Raw genomic sequence first — 22,722 nt, 5'->3', positions numbered from 1 at the left:
AACTATGGATATGAATAAACTCCGGGAGGCAGCCTCCCGGCTCTGGAACGCAGAAACACTGCCTGCGCTCAAAACCTTTGTTTCCCGTGAATCCCTCTCCACAGATTTTGATCCGGAGTGGGAGAAGCACGGCATCCTCACAGAAGTCTGCCGCGAGGCGGCGGCCTGGGGCGCCCGGATGCTTCCGGGCGGCACATACGACGTACAGCAGGAACCCGGCCGCACACCGGCCCTGATCTTCTCGGTTCCCGGCACCGGACTCTACGCCGGGCGCGAAGAGGACACCGTTTTCTTCTACGGTCACCTGGATAAGCAGCCTCCCGCGACCGGTTGGAGCGAAGGGCTCGGCCCCTTTACGCCTGTCGTACGCGACGGGAAGCTTTACGGCCGCGGCTGCTCGGATGACGGCTATTCGGTTTACGCAGCGCTCACCGCGATCCGCGCCCTGGAGGATGCCGGCATTCCGCACCCCAGAGCGGTTGGCCTGATTGAGACGCGTGAGGAATCCGGATCGAACGATCTTGAGCACTATCTGAAGAAGAACGCGGAGCGTTTCGGCAGCCCCCGCCTCGTCTGCGTGCTCGACTCCGGAGCCGGGAACTATGAGCAGCTCTGGCTCACGTCCTCGCTCCGCGGTGCCTGCGCGATTGATCTCAACGTCCGGGTGCTCCGTCAGGGGATGCATTCCGGCACCGCGAGCGGTGTGGTGCCGAGTTCGTTCGATGTTCTGAGGATTCTCCTTGACCGCATTCAGGATCCCCGTACGGGAGCCATTCTGGATCCGGCCTTCAATGTCGAAATCCCCGCGAACCGGATGGACGATCTGAAGAAGACCGCGGAAGTGCTTGGTGACGGCTTCATCAGCGAATTCCCGTGGGCTGAAGGCCCGAACGGAGCCGTGCAGTCCCGGTGCCGCGGCACGGTGGAAGCCCTGATCGCCCGCTGCTGGAAACCCACGCTTTCCATCACCGGCGCGGCCGGCCTTCCGCCGCTCAGTATGGCCGGAAACTCGCTTCGCTCGGAGACGACGCTCAGACTCTCCTTCCGCCTACCGCCGACCGCGAAGACTGAAAACATCCTCCCCGCGCTTCAGAAGAAGCTGCTCACGGATCCTCCGTTCAACGCGGTGGTCTCCATCGCGGGCGGTGACGCGCTTCCGGGCTGGAACGCTCCGGCCGAGGCCGACTGGTTCCGCAGCGCCTGCGACGAGAGCTCAAAGGCGCTCTGGGGGAAGCCCGCCATGCGGATCGGAGAAGGCGGCTCCATTCCGATTCTGAATCTCTTTGAGGCGCAGTTCCCGAGAGCTCAGTTCGCCGTGACCGGTGTGCTCGGACCGGGCTCCAACGCCCATAACGCGGACGAAAGCCTCGATATCGCCTACACCGAGAAATTCATTACCGCGGTCGGGTACCTCGCCGCATCCATTCCGGAGGAAGCATGAGACGCGATACGGTAACGCAGGTCATCGTGGACTACGGCGACTTTGAGGAAAATTTCGCCACTCCCTACGAGGCTCAGCAGTTCATTACAGCCTATGAGGACGAGTACGGTCTGCCCCGCGCGGCCTGGCTTGAAGACATGAGCGGGCATAAGAAGTGGGACTACAAAGTCTTTGAGGATGATTCCGGAAACATCGTGCTCGTGGATGATTAAGCGCCCAGCCGGAAGAAATGCCTGAAAAAAGAGCAGTTCAGTCATGAACTGCTCTTTTTCTTTTCAGTGAATCCGGAACTCAGAGGAACAGCTTGTAGACCGGGTTCTGAGACTCATCGACATACGGGTACCCGAGCTTCTCAAGGAACTTATTGAAGCGTTCATCATCCTCCGGCGGCACCTGAATGCCGACCAGAACGCGGCCGTAGTCGGAACCGTTATTGCGGTAGTGGAAGAGTGAGATGTTCCAGTCGGGGTTCATCGTTGTGAGGAACCGCAGCAGGGCTCCCGGGTACTCCGGGAACTCAAACCGGAAGAGCCGCTCATTCACTGCAAGCGGGCTCTTGCCGCCCACCATGTGGCGGATATGCAGTTTCGTCAGCTCATCATGCGTGAGGTTCAGGCTCTTAAGCCCGGCCTTCGTGAAAAGGGAGAGCAGGTTATCCGCGTCACCCGGGCTCTTCGTCTGAATGCCGACGAAGATCTGCGCCACATGCTTATCGGAAATGCGGTAATTGAACTCCGTCACCGCACGGTCGCCGATCAGGTGGCAGAACTTGCGGTACGAGCCCCGCTCCTCCGGAATCGTCACCGCGTACATAGCCTCTTTCTCTTCCCCCATGGCGGCGCGTTCCGTCACAAAGCGCAGACGCTCGAAATTCATATTCGCGCCGCTGTTGATCGCGACAAGCGTCTTTCCGGTGATGTTGTTATGGCGGGCCCAGGCCTTGGCGCCTGCGACGCCGAGCGCACCCGCGGGTTCAACGATCGAGCGGGTGTCATCAAAAATATCCTTGATGGCCGCGCACACTTCGTCCGAGTCGACAAGCACGATGTCATCCACATACTCGCTGCAGACGCGGAAGGTTTCATCGCCCACCGCCTTCACCGCGGTGCCGTCCGAGAAGAGGCCGACCTGCGACAGATCCACCGGGTGCCCCGCGTCAAGCGACTTCTTCATCGCGCAGGAGTCCTTCGTCTGCACACCGATCACCTGGATTCCGGGGTAAAGCGACTTGATATAGGTCGCGATGCCGGAAATCAGTCCGCCGCCGCCGATCGCGCAGAAGACCGCGTCGATCTGGTCACCATCAGAAGGCTGGTACTGATGGAGGATTTCCATCGCGATGGTACCCTGCCCCGCGATCACATCAGGATCATTGAAGGGGTGAACAAAAACGAGGTTCCGTTCGCGCTGCAGACGCGCCGCGCAGTTCGCTGACTCTGTGAATGAGCGTCCTTCCTGCACGACCTCCACATACTTGCCGCCGAAACGCTTTACGGCTTCCACTTTGACCGATGGAGCCGTGATCGGCATGCAGATCACGGCGCGGCACTTCAGGCGGCTCGCCGCAAGCGCCACACCCTGAGCGTGATTGCCGGCTGACGCCGTGATCACGCCGCGGGCTTTTTCCTCCGCCGTCAGATGCACCATGCGGTTATAGGCACCCCGCAGCTTGAAAGAAAAAACCGGCTGCAGATCCTCGCGCTTCAGAAGCACCTTGTTATCGAGCTTTTCAGACAGGTGCACGGCGTAGTCGAGAGGCGTTTCCTGCGCGACGTCGTAGACGCGGGCTTTCAGGATTCGACGAAGATATTCTTGAGCAAGCATAAATTTTTCCAGTTTGCGGAGACGTGAGGGAAAGTGTACCGCAAATTTAATCAAAGTTGGAATGTATATACTTTTATACGTTTTACGACTTCCGGATAACCCACCCGTGTTGCAAAAACTGCTATGTTTAAGTTGCAGTGCGATAAAAAGCGTTCAAAAACAGCACACGTAGACAGGAACTGACCTTCCTGCCAGAGAAAAACAACTGCAGCTCCCGGGCACATCTTCCGACGGTTCCCGATACCGGCGGTCCGGGACTATTTATCTCGCGAGACCCTAATAATGCCAGCAGAAAATTCGAGCATTCAGCTACAGCGTCAAAGAGAAATTCCTTATAACTACACGTCCTTCTCTGATAAAGAGGTTGTGGGAAAGCTTCTGGGTTCCGATGCCTGGAAAAAGCTCTGCGAACTGAGACCCCAGATCCGAACAGGAAGAAGTTCCCGGATGCTCTACGAGGTGCTCGGTGATATCTGGGTGGTGATCCGAAACCCGTATCTCGAGGAAGATCTGCTGCAGGATCCGCATCGCCGCCAGCTCCTGATTGAAGCCATGCGTCACCGGCTTTCCGAAGTGAACAAGCGCCGCGATCTCACCGATACCGCTCTCAACGAATCTGTGGGAGAACTGATCGAACTCGCGTCAGCCGCTGTGGCCCGGTTTGAAAAGCATTTCGTTGACCTCAAGATCAAGCGTGAGCAGATCGCAAAGACGCTATCCAAATACACCCGCCGCCGCAATATCTGTTTTGACGCGTATGCCCGCGCGGCTCATGTGACAGACGCGACGGACTGGCGTGTTGCCTACCCGATCGTGGTGCTTTATCCGGATGCTGAAGAAGAGATTCCGGGGCTCGTCCGCGCCTGTGACAGCCTGGGTCTCACGCTTATCGGACGCGGCGGCGGCACCGGCTACACGGGCGGCGCCGTACCGCTCTCGGAAATGACCGCCGTCATGAACATGGAAAAGTTCACGACGATGTCCCAGGTCGAAATGAAGACGCTGCCGGGCGTTGCTGAACCGGTGCCGACGATCTTCACGGGAGCCGGCGTTGTCACGAAGCGGATTGCTGAGCGCGCCGACGAAAATCACTGGGTCTTCGCGGTTGACCCCGCCTCCGCTCACAGCTCCTGCGTGGGCGGCAACATCGCTGAAAACTCCGGCGGCAAGAAGGCTGTGCTCTGGGGCACGGCAATCGATAACCTCGCCTGGTGGCGCATGGTGAACGCGGATGGCAACTGGCTTGAAGTCACCCGCGTGAATCACAATCTCGGCAAGATTCATCGCCAGGAGCATGTGGTGTTTGAGGTCGTCGTGAAGGACGGCCGCGAGGCTCCCGACAAGGCAAAGGTGCTGAGCCGTGAAACGCTGAATCTCTCGGGTCCCCTGTTCCGCAAGCCAGGCCTCGGCAAGGACGTTTCGAATAAGTATCTGCAGGGACTCCCCGGCGTACAGAAGGAAGGCTGCGACGGCATTATCACGTCCGCCCGCTGGATTCTGCACCGCCTGCCGAAATTCGGCCGCACGGTGTGTCTCGAGTTCTATGGCTCTGCGAGTGTCGCGGGTGAAGCCATTCTCGCGATCACCACTCTTCTGGATCCCCATCCGGAAGGCGTGATGCTGGCGGGCCTCGAGCATCTCGACGAACGCTATCTGAAGGCGGTTGAGTACCCGGTGAAGAGCCTCACAGGGCGCAACCCGAAGATGGTGATCGTGGGCGACATCGTGTCGGATAACGAAGAGGCGCTCGACCGTCTGACCCAGCAGGTTGCCGATATCTGCTGCAGCCGCGAAGGCGAAGCCTTTATCGCCAAGACACCGGAAAAGAGAAAGCAGTTCTGGAACGAACGCGCGAGAACCGCGGCCATCAGCCGCCACACCAACGCCTTCAAGCTGAATGAAGACGTCGTGATCCCGATGAAGCGGCTCGGCGAATACACGAACGCGTGCGAATTCTTCAATATCCAGCACTCGATCCGCAATAAGCTCGACATGGTGACTGAGGTTCAGAAGTACCTCAACGCGCCGAACACGTTCCGCGAAGCGGCTGAACGCATGGAAATGCCGCTTGAGGAGGTCCGCTCGGACTACCTCGGCAACATCAATAAGATTCTCGATCACGCGAAGACCGGCTGGTCCTGGCTGCTCGATAACTTCGAAGCCACGGCTGACACCGTGCGCGAGGAAGCGGCCTCGATCGGCATCAATCTGCCTGAATCGGAGACCGGTCACGAGCAGATCCGTGACTTCCTTCTGGATCACTCACTCGTTGTGTCCTGGAGCCGCGAGGTGAAGGATGCCCTGCAGAAACTCCTGATCCGCGAAGACTTCTCCGACATCCGCAAGGCGGTCGATGATATCCATAACCGGATCCTGAGAAAGCGCCTCTTCATCGCGCTTCATATGCATGCAGGCGACGGCAACGTGCACACCAATATTCCGGTGCATTCCGATGACCCCGACATGATGGCCGAAGCCTATAAGGGCGTCGACATGGTGATGCGCGTCGCGAAGAGCCTCGGCGGCTCGATTTCGGGCGAACACGGCATCGGCATGACCAAGATTGCCTTCCTGTCGGATGAGGAGCTGAAGCCCTTCCACGAGTACCTCGACAAGGTGGACCCGCACGGCCTCTTCAACCGCGGCAAGCTGCGCCACAGCGCCGGTCTCGATATCGCCTTCACGCCGAGCTTCCATCTGCTGCGCGCCGAGTCGCTTCTCATGCAGAAGAATGATCTGCAGGATATCGCGGACTCCATCAAGAACTGCCTGCGCTGCGGCAAGTGCAAGCACGCCTGTACGACGCACCAGCCAAACGCCAACCTGCTCTATTCTCCGAGAAACAAGATTATTGCCACCTCGCTTCTGATCGAGGCATACCTCTATGAAGAGCAGACCCGCCGCGGCCTCTCAAAGCGTCATATGGATGAGCTCGCGGACCTCGGCGATCACTGCACAGTCTGCATGCGCTGCCTGCCGCCCTGCCCGGTGAAGATCAATTTCGGTGACGTGACAATCAAGATCCGGAACTTCCTCTCGGCTCAGGGCTACCATCGCGGCAACTTTGCGAAGAAGGCTGGCATGGAGTTCCTCAAGCTGCAAAACCCGACCTCCATCAAGCTCGCCCGCACCGTGCTCGTGGATCTCGGCTTTGTGGCGGAACGTCTCGCCTCTGACGCGGCACTCGCCGCGACGTCGCACTCCATGAAGAATCCGACGCCGACCACCGGCTTCCCGACCAAGAAGCGCGAGCTCTTCATGCTCGTCAACCGGAAACTGCCGAAGCCCCGTGCCCATAACACGCTTCGCCACATGCTGGACATCACCGACTCCACCACGGTTCCGGTGATCCGCAATCCGAAGACAACGAGTGAGGACGCAGAAGCGGTCTTCTACTTCCCGGGCTGCGGCAATGACCGCCTGTTCCCGGAAATCGGCCTTGCCTGCCTCAGCCTGCTCTGGAACGCGGGAGTCCAGACCGTGCTTCCGCCGCAGTTCATGTGCTGCGGCTATCCGATGCGCGGAAACGGCATGCCGATTGAAAACAGCCGCATCGTGACCGATAACAAGGTGATCTTCCACCGTATGGCGAACACCCTGAACTATCTCGATGTGAAGACCATTCTGATTTCCTGCGGCACCTGCATGAAGCAGCTGAAGGACTATCACCTGGAGGAGATCTTCCCGGGAAGCCGTCTCGTCGATATTCACGAGTACCTCGCGGAGAAGGGCTTCCATGTCGGGGGCGCCCACGGAACCCGGTACCTGTACCACGCGCCGTGTCACAACCCGATGCCCGTGAACTCCATGGGTATCATCTCCAACCTGCTGAAGCCTGAGGATGACAGCTCGATCCTGCTCACGGACCGCTGCTGCGGTGAATCCGGCACGTTTGCTGTCGGACGCCCGGATATCGCGAACCAGGTCCGGTTCGGAAAAGAGAAGAGTATCCGCGACGCCCGCGATCAGGTCTGCGGTGAGAAGGGCGGAAACTTCCAGGGAGACGTCAAAGTGCTTACGACCTGCCCGGGCTGCTTCCAGGGTCTCTCCCGCTACGAAACCCAGGCGAAAACCCAGACCGAGTTCCTCGCGGTTGAGCTGGCCCGGCAGGCTTACGGCGACGACTGGTCTCAGAAGTTCCTGAGCGCTGTCCAGGCAGGCGGTATTGACCGCGTGCTGCTCTAAAGCTTCTTACGGTCTGAAAAGGAAATCGGCAGCTTCGTTATCCGAAGCTGCCGATTTTTTTCTGATGATCCGCTCTGAAGAGAAACCCTGTCAGAGTCCCGGATCCGTGTTCTGCTGCTGAGGCGCCGCCGGAATATTTCCGGACGGATGAACATCACTCATTCTTTCCGGAACCACTTCCTTCACCTCGGTGCCGAGATCCCCTGGAATCGAGCTGATCACATGCACCTGATACACGCCAAGAATGACGCTTACCGCCACCAGAATAAAAAACAAAACCTTCATATCGTCCTCTTAGCCTTGTCCTGAGGGAAGCGAACCGTTCCGGCCGCATAGCACCGGATGACATCCCCCACCTGAAGCATCAGCGCTCCAGACTCCGAGATGCCGCGGTAAATACCCGCCTGAAGCTCCCCGGCATTGTTATCGAGAATAATCTCCCGATCCATCAGGTAATCGAATTCTGCCCACTGCTGCCAGTCTGGCATTCTGCCCGTCCGGAAGTACTCCTGAAGACTCGAGAGAATAGCGCCGCACATTCCGGAAAGAAGCCGGGTTCGCAGTTCCCGGCAGAACTCATCTGCCGTATCTGTGCTGACTGAATCCGCCGCGTACCGGCCGGATGCCACATCCTCTCCGCCCCGGAGATTCAGCCCGATGCCGATCACGAGGTAATTATCACCTGAAGGGGTCTTCGCGAGTTCGCAGAGCACGCCGCCGAGCTTCCCTGACTGCTTCCAGATGTCATTCGGCCACTTGATAAAGACCGGAACACCTTCGCGCCTCAGCGCCTCGGCGGAAGAAAATCCCACCAGAAGCGGTATCGGCGCCGGCGTAACGGCAGGAAGCGGAAGCCCAATAGAAAAAAGAAGGCTCTCCTGAGCGTTTTCCCAGCTTCTCCCATGCGTGCCGCGGCCGCTGATCTGATGATGTGCGACCCGGATCTCAGTCTTATCCGAAGCCTCACCTCGCCTCGCCCGTTCGAGAAGATCCGTATTCGTGGATCCTGTTTCCTCCGGGTACGTAAGAAAAACGTCATGCCCCGCATCACGCAGGGATGAGCAAACCCTCACCGGATCAATAAAGAAAGGGGCTTCACTCGGCGTGAAACTCGCCTTTTTTTCTTGGACCACTACAATGACCCCCATTGACAACAATTTCTTAAGTTTTCAGCTTAATACAGAGAGCAAGCCCTATGGCATCCAGTGACAGTGAAAAACTGCTGAAGTTCCCCAGCCTCTTTCCGATCAAGGTGGTCGGTGTGGCGCGGGAAGGCTTTACAAGCGAAATCCACGCCTGCGTTCTCGATCTGGTTCCGGACTTTGATCCCGAATCACTCGAGAATCGTCTTTCCTCCAAAGGCAACTATCAGTCCGTCACTGTCAGAGTCATTGCGCAGTCCCAGGAGCACCTTGACCAGATTTACCTCGCGCTGAACAAGATCGACGGCGTGAAATTCATCCTCTGACCGCCGCAATCCCATGACCATCACCGTCCGCCGTCTCGGCATCCAGCCGTACGAAACCGTTTGGAATGCCATGCGCTGTTTTACGAAAGAGCGCGGCAGCCAGACCGCGGATGAAATCTGGATTCTGCAGCATGAACCCGTTCTGACGCTTGGCACACAGGCTGACGCGTCGAACATCTTCCCCGGAAATACGCTTCCCGTCGTACAGTCAGACCGGGGTGGAGAGGTGACGTACCATGCCCCCGGGCAGATAGTCGCCTATCCGCTCCTCGATCTGAGAAGACGCCATCTCCTGATCCGGCCTCTGGTGCGCCGGATTGAGCAGGCGATGCTCGATACGCTCAGCGGTTTCGGGATTCCGGCGCAGCTGCATGACAATGCGCCTGGCGTCTATGTTCCAAGCGAAGGCGGTGCCGGTGAATTCCAGGGCATCGCCAAAATCGGCGCTCTGGGACTCAAAGTGAGCCGCGGCTGCTCGTACCACGGCTGTTCGCTTAATGTTTCCATGGATCTCAGCCCCTTTTCCCGGATCAACCCCTGCGGCTACCCCGGCCTCAGAACCACCGACATAGCCCATGCCGGCTTCCGAGGCAGCTACGCGGAGGCCGAGGAAAGTCTCATTCAACATCTGATAAAAAATATAGAAAATGACTGAAAAGACCATTCGTTCCGGTTCCATTCAGGCCTGGTTCGCGGCCATCCGCCCGAAGACATGGGGAGTCGCGCTGGCGCCGATTTTCATCGGTATCTCAATGGCGCTCTCGGAAACCGGCCACGGCCGGCTGCTGCTCGGACTTCTGACCATTGCGGTCGCAGTCGCCATTCAGGCACTGACCAATATGGAGAATGATGTCGGCTACACGAAGCGAAAGGCTGAGAAAGGTAACCGGAAGGGACTTCCCCGGGCGACAAGCGAAGGATGGCTCACCATCCAGCAGGTCGACCGGGCCATTCTCCTCACCGCTATCGTGGTGGTAGCGATCAGCCTCGCGCTAGTAGTCATCGGCGGCTGGGTGATCTTCGTGCTGGGAGCGCTGTCTGTAGCTGCGGCTTACCTTTACATGGGCGGTCCGAAACCGATTGCGTATACCCCCTGGGGTGAACTGACGGTCTTCATCTTTTTCGGACTGATTGCCGTGAACGGCACTTACTATCTGCAAACCGGCACGATTTCCTTTATTTCAGTGGCAGCGAGCTGTGCCTGCGGCTCCATTGCGTCGAGCGTTCTGGTTGTCAATAACTGGCGTGACGCGGTGCATGATGAATCTGTCGGCAGACGGACTCTCGCGGTCGTCCTTGGACAGCAGCGGTTCCCCCGGCTTTACCTCGATCTGCTGCTGCTTCCCTTTATCATCGTGCTTCTCATCGTGACGGTGTACCCTGAGCACTTCCTTTACCTCATCAGCCTCTTCGCCATCCGCAAAGTGAAAGGCCTGTATGAGGACTTCCGGACGCTGAAGGGACTGGAACTCAACCAGACGCTTTTCAACACGGTGAAACTTGAAATGCAGTTCGCGATTCTGCTAACCATCGGCGCGCTGCTCGACGCGCTCTGGCACTGGGTTCTGTAGCGGCAGAAGACCGGCTTTACGAGGATTGATCATGGAGAAGAACGGAAGCAAAGCGGAAGAGTCCGGGCACCGGCATCTTCCTTCGTGGCTCCGGATCCGGGTGAAATCAGGATCCAGCGACTACCGGAAAATGAAAGAACGGCTTCCGCTTCCCACGGTCTGTGAAGAAGCCCGATGCCCGAATATCAGCGAGTGCTTCGCGTCCGGAACCGCCACTTTTCTTCTGATGGGCAGTGTCTGTACGCGGAACTGCACCTACTGCAATATCGGCCACGGGCGGCCTCTGCCCCTGAATCCCGCTGAGCCCGCGCTCCTCGCCGATACCATCCGGAAGCTGGGACTCAGCTACGCGGTGCTGACCAGCGTGACGCGGGACGATGTTCCGGATGGCGGAGCAAGGCATTTTGCCGCATGCATCCGCAGCATCCGGGAAGTCAATCCTCACTGCCGGGTGGAAATTCTGGTTCCGGATTTCAAGAAAAATATGGAGGATGCGGTAACGGTGCTGTCCGAGACCGCACCGGATGTCTTCAACCACAATATTGAGACCGTTCCCGGTCTCTTCAGAACGGTGCGTCCAGGCGGACGCTACGAGGGATCACTCGAACTGCTGAAGCGCTATCACGAAGCGATGCCTGGGATTCCGCTGAAGAGCGGCATTATGGTGGGGCTGGGAGAAACCGAGGATGAGCTTTTTCAGACCTTCCAGGATCTGAGAAACTCCGGGGTCACGCTTCTCTCTGTGGGACAGTACCTGTCCCCCGGTCCGGAACACGCTCCGGTACGCCGTTTCGTGACACCGGAAGAGTTTGAACGGTACCGCAGGGAAGCGTTGAATATGGGCTTTATCGGGTGCGCCGCCGGCCCCTTCGTGCGCTCAAGCTACCGAGCGTCAGAACTGAGAAAACTGGCCGGCGGACTCTGATTCGGATTAATTGGTGCTCGTTGAATCGGTATTCGGAGCCTTCTGGAAGGAATCCATACGGGCTTTGATCTCAGCGGCCGACTGGTACTCAAACACCTTCACGACTTCCTTCACGCCATCGGTTTTCGCCGCGATTTCACCGGCAATCTGACCCTCGGTCGGAGTGACAAGACCCATCAGGTAGATAATGCCGCGGTCGCAGATGATCTTCATCTGGCTGTAGGGTGCGCCCTGGGCCGTGAGCAGACGGCTTCTGACACTTGTCGCGATGCCGGAATCCTTCATCCGGCGTCCAACAGATACCGGTTCCTGAACCGCCAGCTGGTTCACAACACTGCTGACATCCAGGCTCTTGCTCGCGACTTCACCAGCGGTCTTCTTTTCCAGTTCGGTTTTCACCTCGCCGGTGAGCAGCACCTTGCCGTTGTAGCTCGTCACCGTAATATGCTGATCCTCCGGGACGATCTTCTGAGAGATTTCCCAGGAAACGCGGTTCTCAATCACGCCGTCATTGACCTGGGCTCCGGTAGAGCGGCGGTCAACCGCCACGGATACACCTCCCGCCATAGCACCGCCCGCCAGAATCGGCGCGCAGCCGCTAGAGGCAAGAACCGCAACGCAGCCCAGCAGCGGAATAGTGAACTTAGCAATTTTCATGTGAGTCTCCGTTTCAGTGTTAGAAACTGCCCTCTGAAGACCATTCCCGGTTCAGATGAAGCGCTGCAGCCAGTAAAAGTACTCGCACAGCTTGGTTCTTCGCATCAGAGCGTTTCTGTGAATCTTCTTCAGGCTTCCTTCGTTCTGCCAGTCTTCTATTACTTTATCAATCAGAGAGGTTTCGCAGCCGATCACCTGTCCGATCAGTTTACGCGGAGGAAATGAAGGGAGCGCCAGCCAGTCTTTCTTCTCATCCCTGAGTTCTTCATCGATCGGCAGGCTGCTTCTCGAGCAGTAGGCATAAATAAAGGAACCCAGTCTCTGGTGCGGATCTCCCTCACGGGTCACCATGAGACCAATTCGGTCAGCGAGTGTCGTGGCCGCGTTGTATCCCGCGAGCTCTTTATGCCAGGAGGGCTCATGATCCGCGAGTTTCAGGAGAATTTCCTTCGGAATCGTCAGCACTTCACAGTTATTGACCGCCCACTGGTGCCTCATCACGGAATCTTTGGAGTACAGCGTCTCAACGCAGCCGATCAGACTGCCCTGAAGGGCAAGCAGAACGAAAAACGGGGTGTCTTCAAACCCCGGCATAAGAACTGCCCTTGCGGCAGTTCCGGACTGAACATACATCAGCCTTTCAAACATGGAGCCGGTTTCATACAGCACGTCACCCTTGCTCTTATTAACACGGTGTCCAAGATTGCGGACGATCGTATTCAGAGCAGGGGAGACTTTGGGGGCAAACCAAGGAACCGGCTTACTATCCATGTTCGCAGAGTCCTAAGCTGATATGAAAAATATTTTATTTTGAATCAGAGAGAAGGTCTGATAATATTAGCAACCCATTATATTCCATGCTTTTCCACAGACTATCAACACGGAAACATTGTCCAATCAGCTGATTTTTCTGTGTTTTATGTTCTTATCACCCTCTGTGGAAAAATAAGCCGGAAATTCATCAAGTTATCCACAGTTTCTGAATGAACAAATCCTGCTTTTCTGTTGAAAACTTCAGTTATCTTTCGGAAGAGCCGGTTTTATTCTTTTCTGTCCACAGGGATGTCCCCGGCATCCATCAAAACTATCCACAAAGTTTTTAACAGCATAACTCTTTGAATAAAAATAAAAAATAAGCATATCCAACGAGTTTTTCTACTGTTATTGTTGTTATTATTCTTTTAAAATATAATAAACAATATAACTACAATTTTCTTTCTGTTGAAAAAGATAAAAAAGAACGGTTATCAGAAATCGATAGCCGTTCGGATTTTTATCTGGTTACTTTGAATTTATCCCAAAAGGAATAAGAACGCTGGGAATCGTGTTTTCCTGCAGGTGTTTCAGCTGATCATCGAAGAAGATGTGCGGTTTTAAAACATTCAGAATAGGTTTCTTCGGCATCCCATCGAGCAGAAAAAGCTCGGCCGCATACATTCCAAAACTTTTCAGCGTCGTGATCAGGCGCTGCTCGCTTGGAGCTCCGCGAGACGTCACGACAGCAATGCGGATTGCCGGTTCATAGTAGGGATCATCTTTCCCTCTTTCCGCGTCGAGTTTCTGGAGCTGTGAGAGTTTGGAGAAAAGAGACTGGAGAGGTCCCGCCTGGAGAGGCTGCATCTTCTTATCAATTTCTTCCTGCTGAAACGCTTTCATGCCTTCTGACTGAAATTTCTTTTCCGCTTCATCACCGGCAACCACGCCATCGAAGTCAAAGGCGATACGGAGCCCTGTATCCCCTTCCTCGTCCTGGAACGAGGTAGGAAGCACCAGACCAGCCGGAAGCCCGATAGAAGTCGCCTGACGCACGCTGTCGATATTGGCGGACAGGAACAGGCTGGCATTGAAGGCTTTCATGAAAGGAAAGGTGGACTGCCCTGAGGTAAAGGCTCCGGCCTCAATCGGCAGGCTGTAATGGCGGCAGGAATTGAAAAACCGCTGCCCCGTTTCCGGGCTGTTCCGGGACAGCACCACCACACGGACCGGGGCCTGATCCTTAAAGATCTCATTCAGCTTGAGAAGGCGGCTGATGAATGGAAAGGCGACACCAGGCTTCAGAGGCACATCCTGATGCTCCACCTGGTAGGTCCGGTAGGCCGCGAATCCTTCCCTTTCAAACAGACGATGTTCTTCTTCGAGATCGAACAGCGCCCGGGAAGAAACAGCAATCACCAGTTTTTCATTTTGAGCGTTTAGAGATGTGGTCATGGCATCTTCCTTGTTCTGTCTTCTGTCCGGATCACTCCGGACGGTTCCTGCTGCTGTAAAAAAACGGGGAGGCAAAAACTGAAGTTTGCTTCCCCGTTTGTCAGATGTTGGTTTCCTTATCGATTAAATATCGAGGTTGGAGACCCTGTGAGCGTTTTCTTCGATGTACTGACGGCGCCGCGGGACGTCATCACCCATCAGGCGGTCAAACACTTCATCGGCGCGGGCAGCGTCCTGAATGGAAACCTTCAGCATGCGGCGGACCTTGCGATCCATCGTGGTGTGCCCGAGTTCATCCGCGTTCATTTCACCCAGACCCTTGAAGCGCTGAAGCGTGATGCCTTCATACGCGAGAGAGGTGAGCCAGTCATACATCTCACCGATGCTCTGCACGGCTTTTTCCCGAACCTTGCCGTTGATCGTTTTCACAATCTTCGTGTTGGGGTTGAAAAGCGACTTCTGGGATTTGCCGTTTTCCACCAGCTCTTCATATTCCTTTGTCTGAAGGAATTTGCGGTCGAGCTGGGTGTAGTGCGGAGTCCCATAGATCTTCCGCGCGATCTTAAGGTGCCAGGAAGCGTCCTCCGCGTCCTGGGTGGCCTCGATGGTCACGTTGGGGTCATGGAGCGCGTCAGAGAGCTTCTGAGCGCTTTCGCGGGCTTCTGCTTCCGTATCAAGGTGAACTTCCGTGCCGTTGGAGATAGCGCGAAGCACTTCTGAGTCAATAAAGCGGGAATTCACGCTGATCGCGTCGTTTGCAGCCTGATAGGCGAGCAGGAGGTTGTCGAGGCGGGTGCCGCGGATGCCGTTCGCAGGAGCGCTTACAACGCCGTCCGTGAAGAGCACAGCGTCTTCCGTCGCGATATCGCGCAGGAAGTGCGCGAGTTCCTTATCGTCCTTCAGATAGCGCTCATCCGACTTCCGGGACTTTCTCTGAACCTTGTAGAGCGGCGGCTGGGCGATATAGACGTGACCCTGCTCGATCAGCTGCGGCATCTGACGGAAGAAGAACGTGAGAAGCAGCGTGCAGATATGAGCGCCGTCGACGTCAGCATCGGTCATGATGATGACGCGGCCGTAGCGGAGATTTTCAATATTGAAATCCCGGTCAATGCCGGTTCCCAGAGCCATCACGAGGTTCTTGATCTGCTCGGAGTCGAGAAGCTTGTCGGCAGAGGCCTTTTCCACGTTCAGGATCTTGCCTCGGAGCGGCAGGATGGCCTGGAACTTGGAGTTGCGGCCCACCTTGGCGGAACCGCCTGCGGAGTCACCCTCCACCAGGAACAGCTCGCACTCAGAGGAGGGCGTGCCCTTGGCGCAGTCAGCCAGCTTTCCGGGGAGGCCGCCGCCGTTCAGCGCGCTCTTACGCACGACATTACGGGCCTTGCGGGCTGCCTCTCGTGCTTTTGCCGCGGAGACGATCTTTTCGCAGAGCTTCTGGGCGATATCCGGATTTTCTTCCAGATAAGCCGTGAGTTCGGAGTTGATAACCTCTTCAACAGCCGGGCGGACTTCACTCGACACGAGCTTGTCTTTCGTCTGGGAGCTGAACTTCGGCTGAGGAACCTTCACCGAGAGGACACAGGTGAGGCCTTCACGCATGTCCAGAGGATCAAGCTCAACCTTCGCTTTCTTATCCAGTCCGGCGGCCGAAATATAGTTTTTCAGCACGCGGGTCATCGCGTTGCGGAGGCCTGTTACATGAGTGCCGCCGTCCCGCTGGTGAATGTTGTTGGTATAGGCGTCCAGCACCTCGTTGTAGCCGTTATGCCACTGCATGGCGACTTCAACAGAAACCGGGACATCCTGGCTGTAGACCGTCTTGATAGCGTGGAACGGCTCCGGATTCACCGGGGTGCGGTCAGCCTGCTCATTCAGATACTTCACAAACCCGCAGACGCCGTTATCGCTCTTCAGATCCGCTTCCCGGCCGGTACGCTCGTCAATCAGGATGATGTGAGCGCCCGAGTTCAGGAATGACAGTTCGCGAAGTCGGTTGAGCAGCGTGTCGTAGCTGAAGTGCAGCACGTTTTTGAAGATCTCGCTGTCTGGGAGGAACTCCACCAGCGTGCCGGACTTATGTTCGGGGGCCGGACCGATATCCTCCATCGGAGAAATCGCGACTTCCTCTCCCGAGGGGAGCTTCACCGTCTCAATCTTCCGATTGACAACCTTGCCCTTCTCAAAATTCAGGCGGTAAGCCCGGCCGTCACGGTAGACCGTGAGGCGCAGCCACGTGGACAGTGCGTTCACGCAGGACACACCGACGCCATGCAGGCCGCCGGAGATCTTGTAGCTGTTCTCATTGAATTTGCCGCCGGCATGCAGTTCAGTCAGCGCGATTTCGGCCGCGCTGCGCTTCGGCTTATGTTTGTCGTCGAACTTGACCTCGTTCGGAATGCCGCGCCCGTCATCCAGCACCGAGATGGATTCATCGTTGTGGATGGTGATCACGACGTCCTTCGCGAAACCGGCGAGGACTTCATCAATAGAGTTGTCTACCACTTCGTAGACAAGCTGATGCAGCCCTGAACCGTCGTCAGTGTCCCCAATGTACATACCGGGGCGCTTTCTAACCGCTTCAAGCCCTTCCAGAATCTGGATCGAACTGGCGTTATAGCCGCTATCTTCAGTTGGGGTCTGTTTTAATTCTTCAGTCATAACTTCTTCAAATAAGGTCCAGGGCAAATACCCAAAAAATCAAGGTGTTTCTTGAATGCGATCAGAGACGCATCGGCATCAAGACATACTTGAAGTCGTCACTCTCGGGCATCGTGATCAGAGCGGAACCCTGAGGACCGGACAGAGCGATCTTTACCTTGTCGTTCTTCAGATTGCTGAGAACGTCGGAAAGGAAGTCGATATTGAAGCCGATATCGATCGGATCTCCCTGATAATCAACAGCAATATTGTCGTTGCCTTCTTCCTGATCGGAGTTGGAACTCTGAATGGAAAGCAGGCCGGGGCTGAGCAGCCAGCGCACGCCCTTGAACTTGTCGGAGGCGAGAACAGCCGTACGCTGCAGAGCCTGCAGCAGAGCCTCGCGGCTGATCAGGAACACCTTGTCGTTATTTGTCGGAATAACGCGCTCGTAATCCGGATACGTGCCTTCGAGCAGCTTCGTCGTCACTTCGACACCATTGAAGGTGAAGCGGGCCTGATTGGCTGCGAAATCAATCTTGACCGGAATTTCCTTGTCGTCATCCTCTTCAGGGAGAAGACGCTTCAGTTCGAGAACGGCCTTGCGGGGAATAGTGACGCTCACGTCTTCCGACACAATGCTGTTCTTGTCCGGAGTGATCTCGCAGAAGGCGAGACGGCGGCCGTCGGTTGCCACTACGCGCACCTTTCCATCCTTGATAACGAGACGGACAGCGTTCAGGTAGAAGCGGATATCCTGGTTCGCCATGGCGTAGTGAACCATGGAGAGGATGTACTTCAGCTGCTTCGCGGGAATCGTGGCGCTGCTGGTGAAGTCAGCTTCCGGGAAGCTCGGATACTTATCCGCAGGAATGGTCTGAAGCGAGAAGCGGCTGTTCTCAGTGCTCACCTCCATCTTCTGAGAGATCTGATTGCCGCCTTCGGCACTGATCGCCTTGCGGGCCGCGCCAAGCGAAATGGTCACTTCCGTGGGCGGAAGGCTCTTGATCAGATCCTGAATCTTCCGGGAAGAAACGGTGAATGCGACCGGATCTCCTTCCTGTTCAAGCTCCGCATGGGTCTTGATCTGAATCTCAAGATTGCTGCCAGTGAAGCTGACCTTGCTGCCGTCAGACTGGATCAGAACGTTGCTGAGAATCGGAACGGTCTGATGAGTTTCAATAATGCCGCTCACTGTCGTAAGAGGCGTCAGCAGAGATTCTCTAGATCCTTTCAGTACTTGCATTCTTGATTTCCCAATTCTGAGTGTGTTGTGTGATTTTTATAATCAGAAATTCTGAAGATTCTGCTCGAGCACATGCAGCTCGTGATTCAGCTCTTCATTGATTCTGCGGTCGCTTTCTATCTTCTTGCAGGCATGGAGCACTGTCGTGTGATCTTTGCCGCCGAACAGTTCGCCGATTTCCGGATAGCTCTTCTGTGTGAGCTTCTTCGACAGGTACATGGCGATCTGGCGGGGGTAGGCAATCACTCTCGGACGGCGCTTTGAGTGCATGTCCGCGACGCGGATCTTGTAATAGTCCGCGACCTTCTTCTGGATATCCTGAACCGTGATTTCGTTCTGGCTGTGAATCAGATCGTGAAGCGCGGTCCGGGCCTGATCAATCGAGATATCGATGCCGTTGAAGCGGGCATGAGCGATCACCTGCTGCAGCGCGCCTTCCAGCTCACGCACGTTGCTCTTCAGGTGATTCGCAATGAAGAAAGCGACATCTTCAGGCAGATTGGTACCGCTCTGCTCTGCCTTCTTCATCAGAATGGCTTCTCGGGTTTCGAGCTCAGGAGGATCGATCGGCACTGACATGCCGCCTGCGAAACGGCTCTTCAGCCGTTCATCCACATCCTTCAGCTGCTTCGCGTAGGTATCGCTTGTGAGCACGATTTGTTTGCCGTGCGGCACCAGTGCTTCGAAGGTGGAGAAGAAGGCCGACTGTGTGCCTTCCTTCGACCCGAGCATCTGCACGTCATCGAGCAGGAGCAGGTCCAGAGACTTGAATCGCTGATAGAAGCTCTGGTCCTTTCGCGCGATTCCCTTAAGGAATTCAGCAATATAGGTTGTGGCGCTGAGGCAGAGGATTTTCGCCTTGGGATTGCGCTTCAGAACGGCGAGACCGATGGCATGCATCAGATGCGTTTTGCCGAGGCCGACGCCGCCGTAAATATAAAGCGGGTTGAAGGCTTTGGTACCGGGGTTATTCGCGACATAGGTAGCCGCGCCAAGCGCCACCTTGTTGCTCATACCCTGAACGAAATTCTCAAATGAGAGCGAGCTGAGAAGACCGCAGGATTCCGCCAGCTGATTGAAGGAGGTTGAATCCTGCTGTACGACGCTGCTGCTGGGAGCAGGGGCTTCGACTTTCGGCTCCCTCACAATCCATTTGACTGTGATCGGACTGTCGTTATTGGCCCGGGTAGCGTGGAAGGTGATGATGTCGGAGTAGGTTGACCTCGTCACGTCCCGCTTCTGGGCGCTCGCTGCTGAGAGAACCAGTTCCCCGGACTTGGGGTCCCAGGACTCCATCTGCAGCGGGGCAATCCAGGTATCGAACTTGTCGCTGCTGATTCGTGCATCCAGTCGGAGCAGATCGCAGCAGTTTTGCCAAAAATCTTTCATTTACGGTAAGTTAGCGTGTACCCCGTATATTGGGTACTGCTGGAGTGAAAACTTTTTCTTTCGCTTATATTCCCGTGGGTAATTTTTGGGAAAAAACGAAAGTACGGGAAAGTTATTCTACCAGTTATCCACAGGTAATGTGTCCGTCAGAAGCTTAAGAAATTCAGAAAAATCAGTTCTTTTTTATTCCGGCACAATAAGTTCAGTACAAGAAATCAACAAGACCACTAGAGCTTGTGGGTTGCGTGAATGTGATCCCAAAAACGGATTTTCTACGGATAAACTCTTGTTTTTTCAGCTTGACAGTCAGCGCTAATTTGATGTGTAATATCAGGATTTCACGATTGTCTCCCTGAAAAAATGCCGGGAGACCTTCATTCCGTTCATCCTGCCCCCAGTTATCGGGCAGTTTTATATTTTTGAATTGAAGAATACTGCCTCAAGGGCACTATTCGTTTCAGCTTAGAAATTTTAAGGATTCATCATGGCTACCAAGCGTACTTATCAGCCCTCCAAGATCAAGCGTGCCCGCACTCACGGGTTCCTGGTGCGCAGCCGCACGAGAGGCGGTCGCAAGGTGTTGGCTGCCCGCCGTGCTAAGGGCCGTCATACCCTCGCACTTTAATCGTGGCATCACGGCAGGGCTAAGCCGTGGAAGAATCGTTGCCAATAAGAAGTTCACTACCCCGTAGAGGCAGATTGATAAAGTCTGCCTCTTATGGGGTTGTTTTGTCTTCTCGCGGACCCAAAACGGTACGTTTGTCGTCGCGCTGGCTGACTCTGACCGCATTGCTCAAACCTGAATCCGAAACGGATGAAAGGCTGAGATTCGGTTTCACGGTCGGCAAAGCCAATGCTCACAGAGGCGTGGATCGGGTGCTTGTCAAAAGAATCCTTCGGGAATCGGCAAGACTCTCCAAGCCTGCATTGGCGCAATCGAATGTCTGTGCGGATGTTGTGCTTCGCCTGAAGTGCCGTCTGCCCAAGCTGGGAGAAGATGTCGTCCTTGGAAGTTTCAAGCAGGAACTGCGCAGGGACTGCGATGAGCTTCTGCTCAGATTTGGCGGGATCGTAAAAAAAGCCGTTCAGGACGCCTAATGAAGTTTCTGCTGATTAAACTGATACGCCTCTATCAGTTGTGCCTTTCTCCTTGGCTAGGCAGACAGTGTCGGTTCACCCCGTCATGTTCTCACTACGGCATTCAGGCCATACTGAGATTCGGCGCACTCCGTGGCAGTTATCTGACGGTTATCCGCATTTTCAAATGCAATCCCCTGGGTCCCTGGGGATATGACCCCGTACCCGAGGAATTCCACTGGAATTTCTGGAAAAAACGGTAAACGGCCTTTATCAACCAACATTTTTTTGTTAGCGAGCGACCTGTTATGGGAAGTGATTTCAAAAGAACTTTACTTTGGGTTGTCTTTCTGTCATCCCTATTCATGCTGTGGGATAGCTGGCAGGTTTACAACGGCCGTCCGTCTTTCTTCGGTCCCGCGCAGGAGCAGAGCGCCGCGGCTTCGTCCGCAGCGGCTTCCGCCGGATCGGTTCCCGCCTCGGCTCAGGCTAACGCGAATGCCGTCAATGCATCCGCTGACAGCGCTGAGAGCGTGAAGCCGGTCAATGTCCAGACGGATCTGATGAAGCTCACATTCGACGAACAGGGCGCAAGCGTTGTCCGTGCCGAGCTTCTGAAGATGAAGGAGCTTCCCAAGTGGAATGAAGTCGGTCTCGTCGGCCTCATTCTTGGCAACAAGGAAGCCGAGCACAACAATGTTGTGCTGTTTGATCACACCAAAGACCGCCTCTATGAAGCTCAGAGCGGCGTGATCGGCGTTGCTGACGCTCCCACTCACAAGACGGTTTTCAAGCTCCAAGACGGTCCGCTCGTGATGAATCCGGGCGACAAGACGCTCAGCGTTCGTTTTGAGGCTGAAAGCGGCGGCGTCAAGGTTCTGAAGACCTATACCTTCACGGCCGATCACTATGGCATGCAGGTCTCTCAGGAAGTGGTGAATGGCACGGATAAGACCATCAATCCGTCCATCTACTATCAGCTGGTGCGCGACAGCAAGCCGGCCCCGGGTGCCAACTCTTTCTCCAGCAGCTATCTGGGGGCCGCTCTTTATACGGTTCAGGATAAGTTCCAGAAGATTACGTTCTCGAACATCGCTGATAACAAGAAGGATTATCCGTCCAAGGCGAATAACGGCTGGGTTGCCATTATTCAGCAGCACTTCGCTTCTGCCTGGGTTCCGAAGGAAGGTCTTGAGCGTCAGTTCTATACCCGCCAGATTGCAAGCGATGAATACGCCATCGGCTCCATCGTTCCGATGGGAGACATCGCTCCGGGAGCTTCCAAGAACGAACAGTCCACGCTGTATGTCGGTCCGCAGGCTCAGAAGCGTCTGGCTCAGATTGCTCCGGGACTTGATCTGGTCGTTGACTATGGCTGGCTCACGTTCCTCGCCAAGCCGATCTACTGGCTCCTTTCCTGGCTGCATGGTCTGACCGGAAACTGGGGCTGGGCCATTGTGCTTCTGACGGTGATCGTCAAAGCGATTCTTTATCCGGTGTCGGCTGCAGGCTATAAGTCGATGGCCCGCATGAAGGATCTTGGGCCGCGCATGAAGGAGATGCAGGCTCAGTACGGCAACGACAAGCAGGCCCTTAATCAGGCCATGATGAAGATGTACCGTGAAGAGAAGATCAACCCGATGGGCGGATGCCTGCCGATTGTTCTTCAGATTCCGGTGTTCCTCGCTCTGTACTGGGTGCTCCTCGCTTCTGTGGAGCTTCGCGGTTCCGGCTGGATTCTGTGGATTAAGGATCTGGCTGCACCGGATCCCTGGTTCATTCTGCCGCTCATCATGATGGCGACGATGTTCATCCAGGTGAAGCTCAATCCGAAGCCTGCTGATCCGACTCAGGCCAAGATGATGCTGATCATGCCGCTCGTGTTCAGTGTGATGTTCTTCATCTTCGCCTCCGGTCTGGTGCTGTACTGGCTGACGAACAACATTCTGTCCATTGCCCAGCAGTGGTGGGTGAACAAGCAGATTGATGAAGAAAGAGCGAAACGCAAGGCTGCGAAAGAAGCCAAAAAGAAATCTTCTTAAATGATTGATTAAAAGCGTTTCGCAGCAGGTAAAAGGGGGCATTATCTAA

General features: G+C 55.6%; 20 protein-coding genes. 11 read left to right on the top strand and 9 right to left on the bottom strand.

The window, feature by feature from the left end:
- The first annotated feature begins 4 nt into the window (after positions 1-4).
- Positions 5-1,441 carry a M20/M25/M40 family metallo-hydrolase gene (locus BN1936_RS02385; protein ID WP_049686560.1) on the top strand — a complete coding sequence of 479 codons (1,437 nt, stop codon included), beginning with the start codon at positions 5-7 and terminating at the stop codon, positions 1,439-1,441.
- Positions 1,438-1,653 carry a hypothetical protein gene (locus tag BN1936_RS02380; RefSeq protein ID WP_022443111.1) on the top strand — a complete coding sequence of 72 codons (216 nt, stop codon included), beginning with the start codon at positions 1,438-1,440 and terminating at the stop codon, positions 1,651-1,653. Before BN1936_RS02385 ends, BN1936_RS02380 begins: the two co-directional genes overlap by 4 nt.
- A 79-nt stretch (positions 1,654-1,732) precedes the next feature.
- Here BN1936_RS02380 and ilvA read toward each other — a convergent pair whose 3' ends face one another.
- Positions 1,733-3,265, bottom strand: a complete 1,533-nt coding sequence (gene ilvA, locus BN1936_RS02375) for a threonine ammonia-lyase, biosynthetic (protein WP_022443112.1) — start codon at positions 3,263-3,265, stop codon at positions 1,733-1,735.
- Positions 3,266-3,547: 282 nt separating this feature from the next.
- Here ilvA and BN1936_RS02370 point away from each other — a divergent pair, with 282 nt between their 5' ends.
- Positions 3,548-7,450, top strand: coding sequence for a DUF3683 domain-containing protein (locus BN1936_RS02370; protein ID WP_049686559.1), 3,903 nt, complete (start codon positions 3,548-3,550; stop codon positions 7,448-7,450).
- 90 nt (positions 7,451-7,540) lie between these two features.
- Here BN1936_RS02370 and BN1936_RS02365 read toward each other — a convergent pair whose 3' ends face one another.
- Complete coding sequence (locus tag BN1936_RS02365) at positions 7,541-7,735, bottom strand: hypothetical protein (protein ID WP_049686558.1); 195 nt, start codon at positions 7,733-7,735, stop codon at positions 7,541-7,543.
- A complete protein-coding gene (locus tag BN1936_RS02360; RefSeq protein ID WP_022443116.1) occupies positions 7,732-8,598 on the bottom strand; it encodes a biotin--[acetyl-CoA-carboxylase] ligase in 867 nt (288 codons plus the stop codon). Before BN1936_RS02360 ends, BN1936_RS02365 begins: the two co-directional genes overlap by 4 nt.
- A 47-nt stretch (positions 8,599-8,645) precedes the next feature.
- On the opposite strand from BN1936_RS02360, the gene BN1936_RS02355 reads away from it, so the two are divergent.
- The 4 genes from BN1936_RS02355 to lipA are packed head-to-tail and all read left to right on the top strand — an operon-like array spanning position 8,646 to position 11,414.
- Positions 8,646-8,918, top strand: a complete 273-nt coding sequence (locus BN1936_RS02355; protein ID WP_022443117.1) for a YbeD family protein — start codon at positions 8,646-8,648, stop codon at positions 8,916-8,918.
- Between the two features lie 13 nt (positions 8,919-8,931).
- Positions 8,932-9,573 carry a lipoyl(octanoyl) transferase LipB gene (gene lipB, locus BN1936_RS02350; RefSeq protein WP_049686557.1) on the top strand — a complete coding sequence of 214 codons (642 nt, stop codon included), beginning with the start codon at positions 8,932-8,934 and terminating at the stop codon, positions 9,571-9,573.
- Positions 9,566-10,489 (top strand): 1,4-dihydroxy-2-naphthoate octaprenyltransferase, encoded by a 924-nt coding sequence (menA, locus tag BN1936_RS02345; protein WP_049686556.1) that lies wholly within the window; start codon positions 9,566-9,568, stop codon positions 10,487-10,489. The genes lipB and menA overlap by 8 nt, the downstream gene beginning before the upstream one ends.
- 31 nt (positions 10,490-10,520) lie before the next feature.
- On the top strand, positions 10,521-11,414 hold the full coding sequence (lipA, locus tag BN1936_RS02340; RefSeq protein WP_022443120.1) for a lipoyl synthase: 894 nt from the start codon (positions 10,521-10,523) through the stop codon (positions 11,412-11,414).
- A 6-nt stretch (positions 11,415-11,420) separates the two neighbouring features.
- On the opposite strand, the gene BN1936_RS02335 is transcribed toward lipA, so the two are convergent.
- The 6 genes from BN1936_RS02335 to dnaA all read right to left on the bottom strand — a co-directional run bounded on the left by BN1936_RS02335 (position 11,421) and on the right by dnaA (position 19,554).
- Positions 11,421-12,071 (bottom strand): BON domain-containing protein, encoded by a 651-nt coding sequence (locus tag BN1936_RS02335; protein ID WP_022443121.1) that lies wholly within the window; start codon positions 12,069-12,071, stop codon positions 11,421-11,423.
- A gap of 51 nt (positions 12,072-12,122) precedes the next feature.
- Positions 12,123-12,842 carry a Crp/Fnr family transcriptional regulator gene (locus BN1936_RS02330; protein ID WP_148521170.1) on the bottom strand — a complete coding sequence of 240 codons (720 nt, stop codon included), beginning with the start codon at positions 12,840-12,842 and terminating at the stop codon, positions 12,123-12,125.
- Positions 12,843-13,352: 510 nt separating this feature from the next.
- Positions 13,353-14,279, bottom strand: a complete 927-nt coding sequence (locus BN1936_RS02325; RefSeq protein ID WP_022443123.1) for a 5'-nucleotidase — start codon at positions 14,277-14,279, stop codon at positions 13,353-13,355.
- Positions 14,280-14,402: 123 nt separating this feature from the next.
- Positions 14,403-16,940 carry a DNA gyrase subunit B gene (locus tag BN1936_RS02320; RefSeq protein ID WP_022443124.1) on the bottom strand — a complete coding sequence of 846 codons (2,538 nt, stop codon included), beginning with the start codon at positions 16,938-16,940 and terminating at the stop codon, positions 14,403-14,405.
- 61 nt (positions 16,941-17,001) lie between these two features.
- A complete protein-coding gene (gene dnaN / locus BN1936_RS02315) occupies positions 17,002-18,165 on the bottom strand; it encodes a DNA polymerase III subunit beta (protein WP_022443125.1) in 1,164 nt (387 codons plus the stop codon).
- Positions 18,166-18,207: 42 nt separating this feature from the next.
- Complete coding sequence (gene dnaA, locus BN1936_RS02310) at positions 18,208-19,554, bottom strand: chromosomal replication initiator protein DnaA (protein WP_022443126.1); 1,347 nt, start codon at positions 19,552-19,554, stop codon at positions 18,208-18,210.
- Between the two features lie 484 nt (positions 19,555-20,038).
- Here dnaA and rpmH point away from each other — a divergent pair, with 484 nt between their 5' ends.
- From rpmH to yidC, 4 genes are read left to right on the top strand one after another with little or no spacing between them, the layout of a single operon-like run.
- A complete protein-coding gene (gene rpmH / locus BN1936_RS11250; RefSeq protein WP_022443127.1) occupies positions 20,039-20,179 on the top strand; it encodes a 50S ribosomal protein L34 in 141 nt (46 codons plus the stop codon).
- Between the two features lie 26 nt (positions 20,180-20,205).
- Entirely contained in the window at positions 20,206-20,652 is a 447-nt protein-coding gene (locus tag BN1936_RS02305; RefSeq protein ID WP_082164426.1) for a ribonuclease P protein component, read from the top strand.
- Positions 20,652-20,894 carry a membrane protein insertion efficiency factor YidD gene (yidD, locus tag BN1936_RS11245; protein WP_022443128.1) on the top strand — a complete coding sequence of 81 codons (243 nt, stop codon included), beginning with the start codon at positions 20,652-20,654 and terminating at the stop codon, positions 20,892-20,894. The genes BN1936_RS02305 and yidD overlap by 1 nt, the downstream gene beginning before the upstream one ends.
- A 45-nt stretch (positions 20,895-20,939) precedes the next feature.
- Positions 20,940-22,673 (top strand): membrane protein insertase YidC, encoded by a 1,734-nt coding sequence (gene yidC / locus BN1936_RS02300; RefSeq protein WP_049686552.1) that lies wholly within the window; start codon positions 20,940-20,942, stop codon positions 22,671-22,673.
- Positions 22,674-22,722: the final 49 nt, after the last annotated feature.

Origin of the sequence: Dakarella massiliensis (genome assembly GCF_001182045.1) — a bacterium.
GTDB lineage: Bacteria > Pseudomonadota > Gammaproteobacteria > Burkholderiales > Burkholderiaceae_F > Mesosutterella > Mesosutterella massiliensis.
Note: the sequence above shows the minus strand (reverse complement) of the source record. Positions and strands in the feature narration are given on the sequence as shown.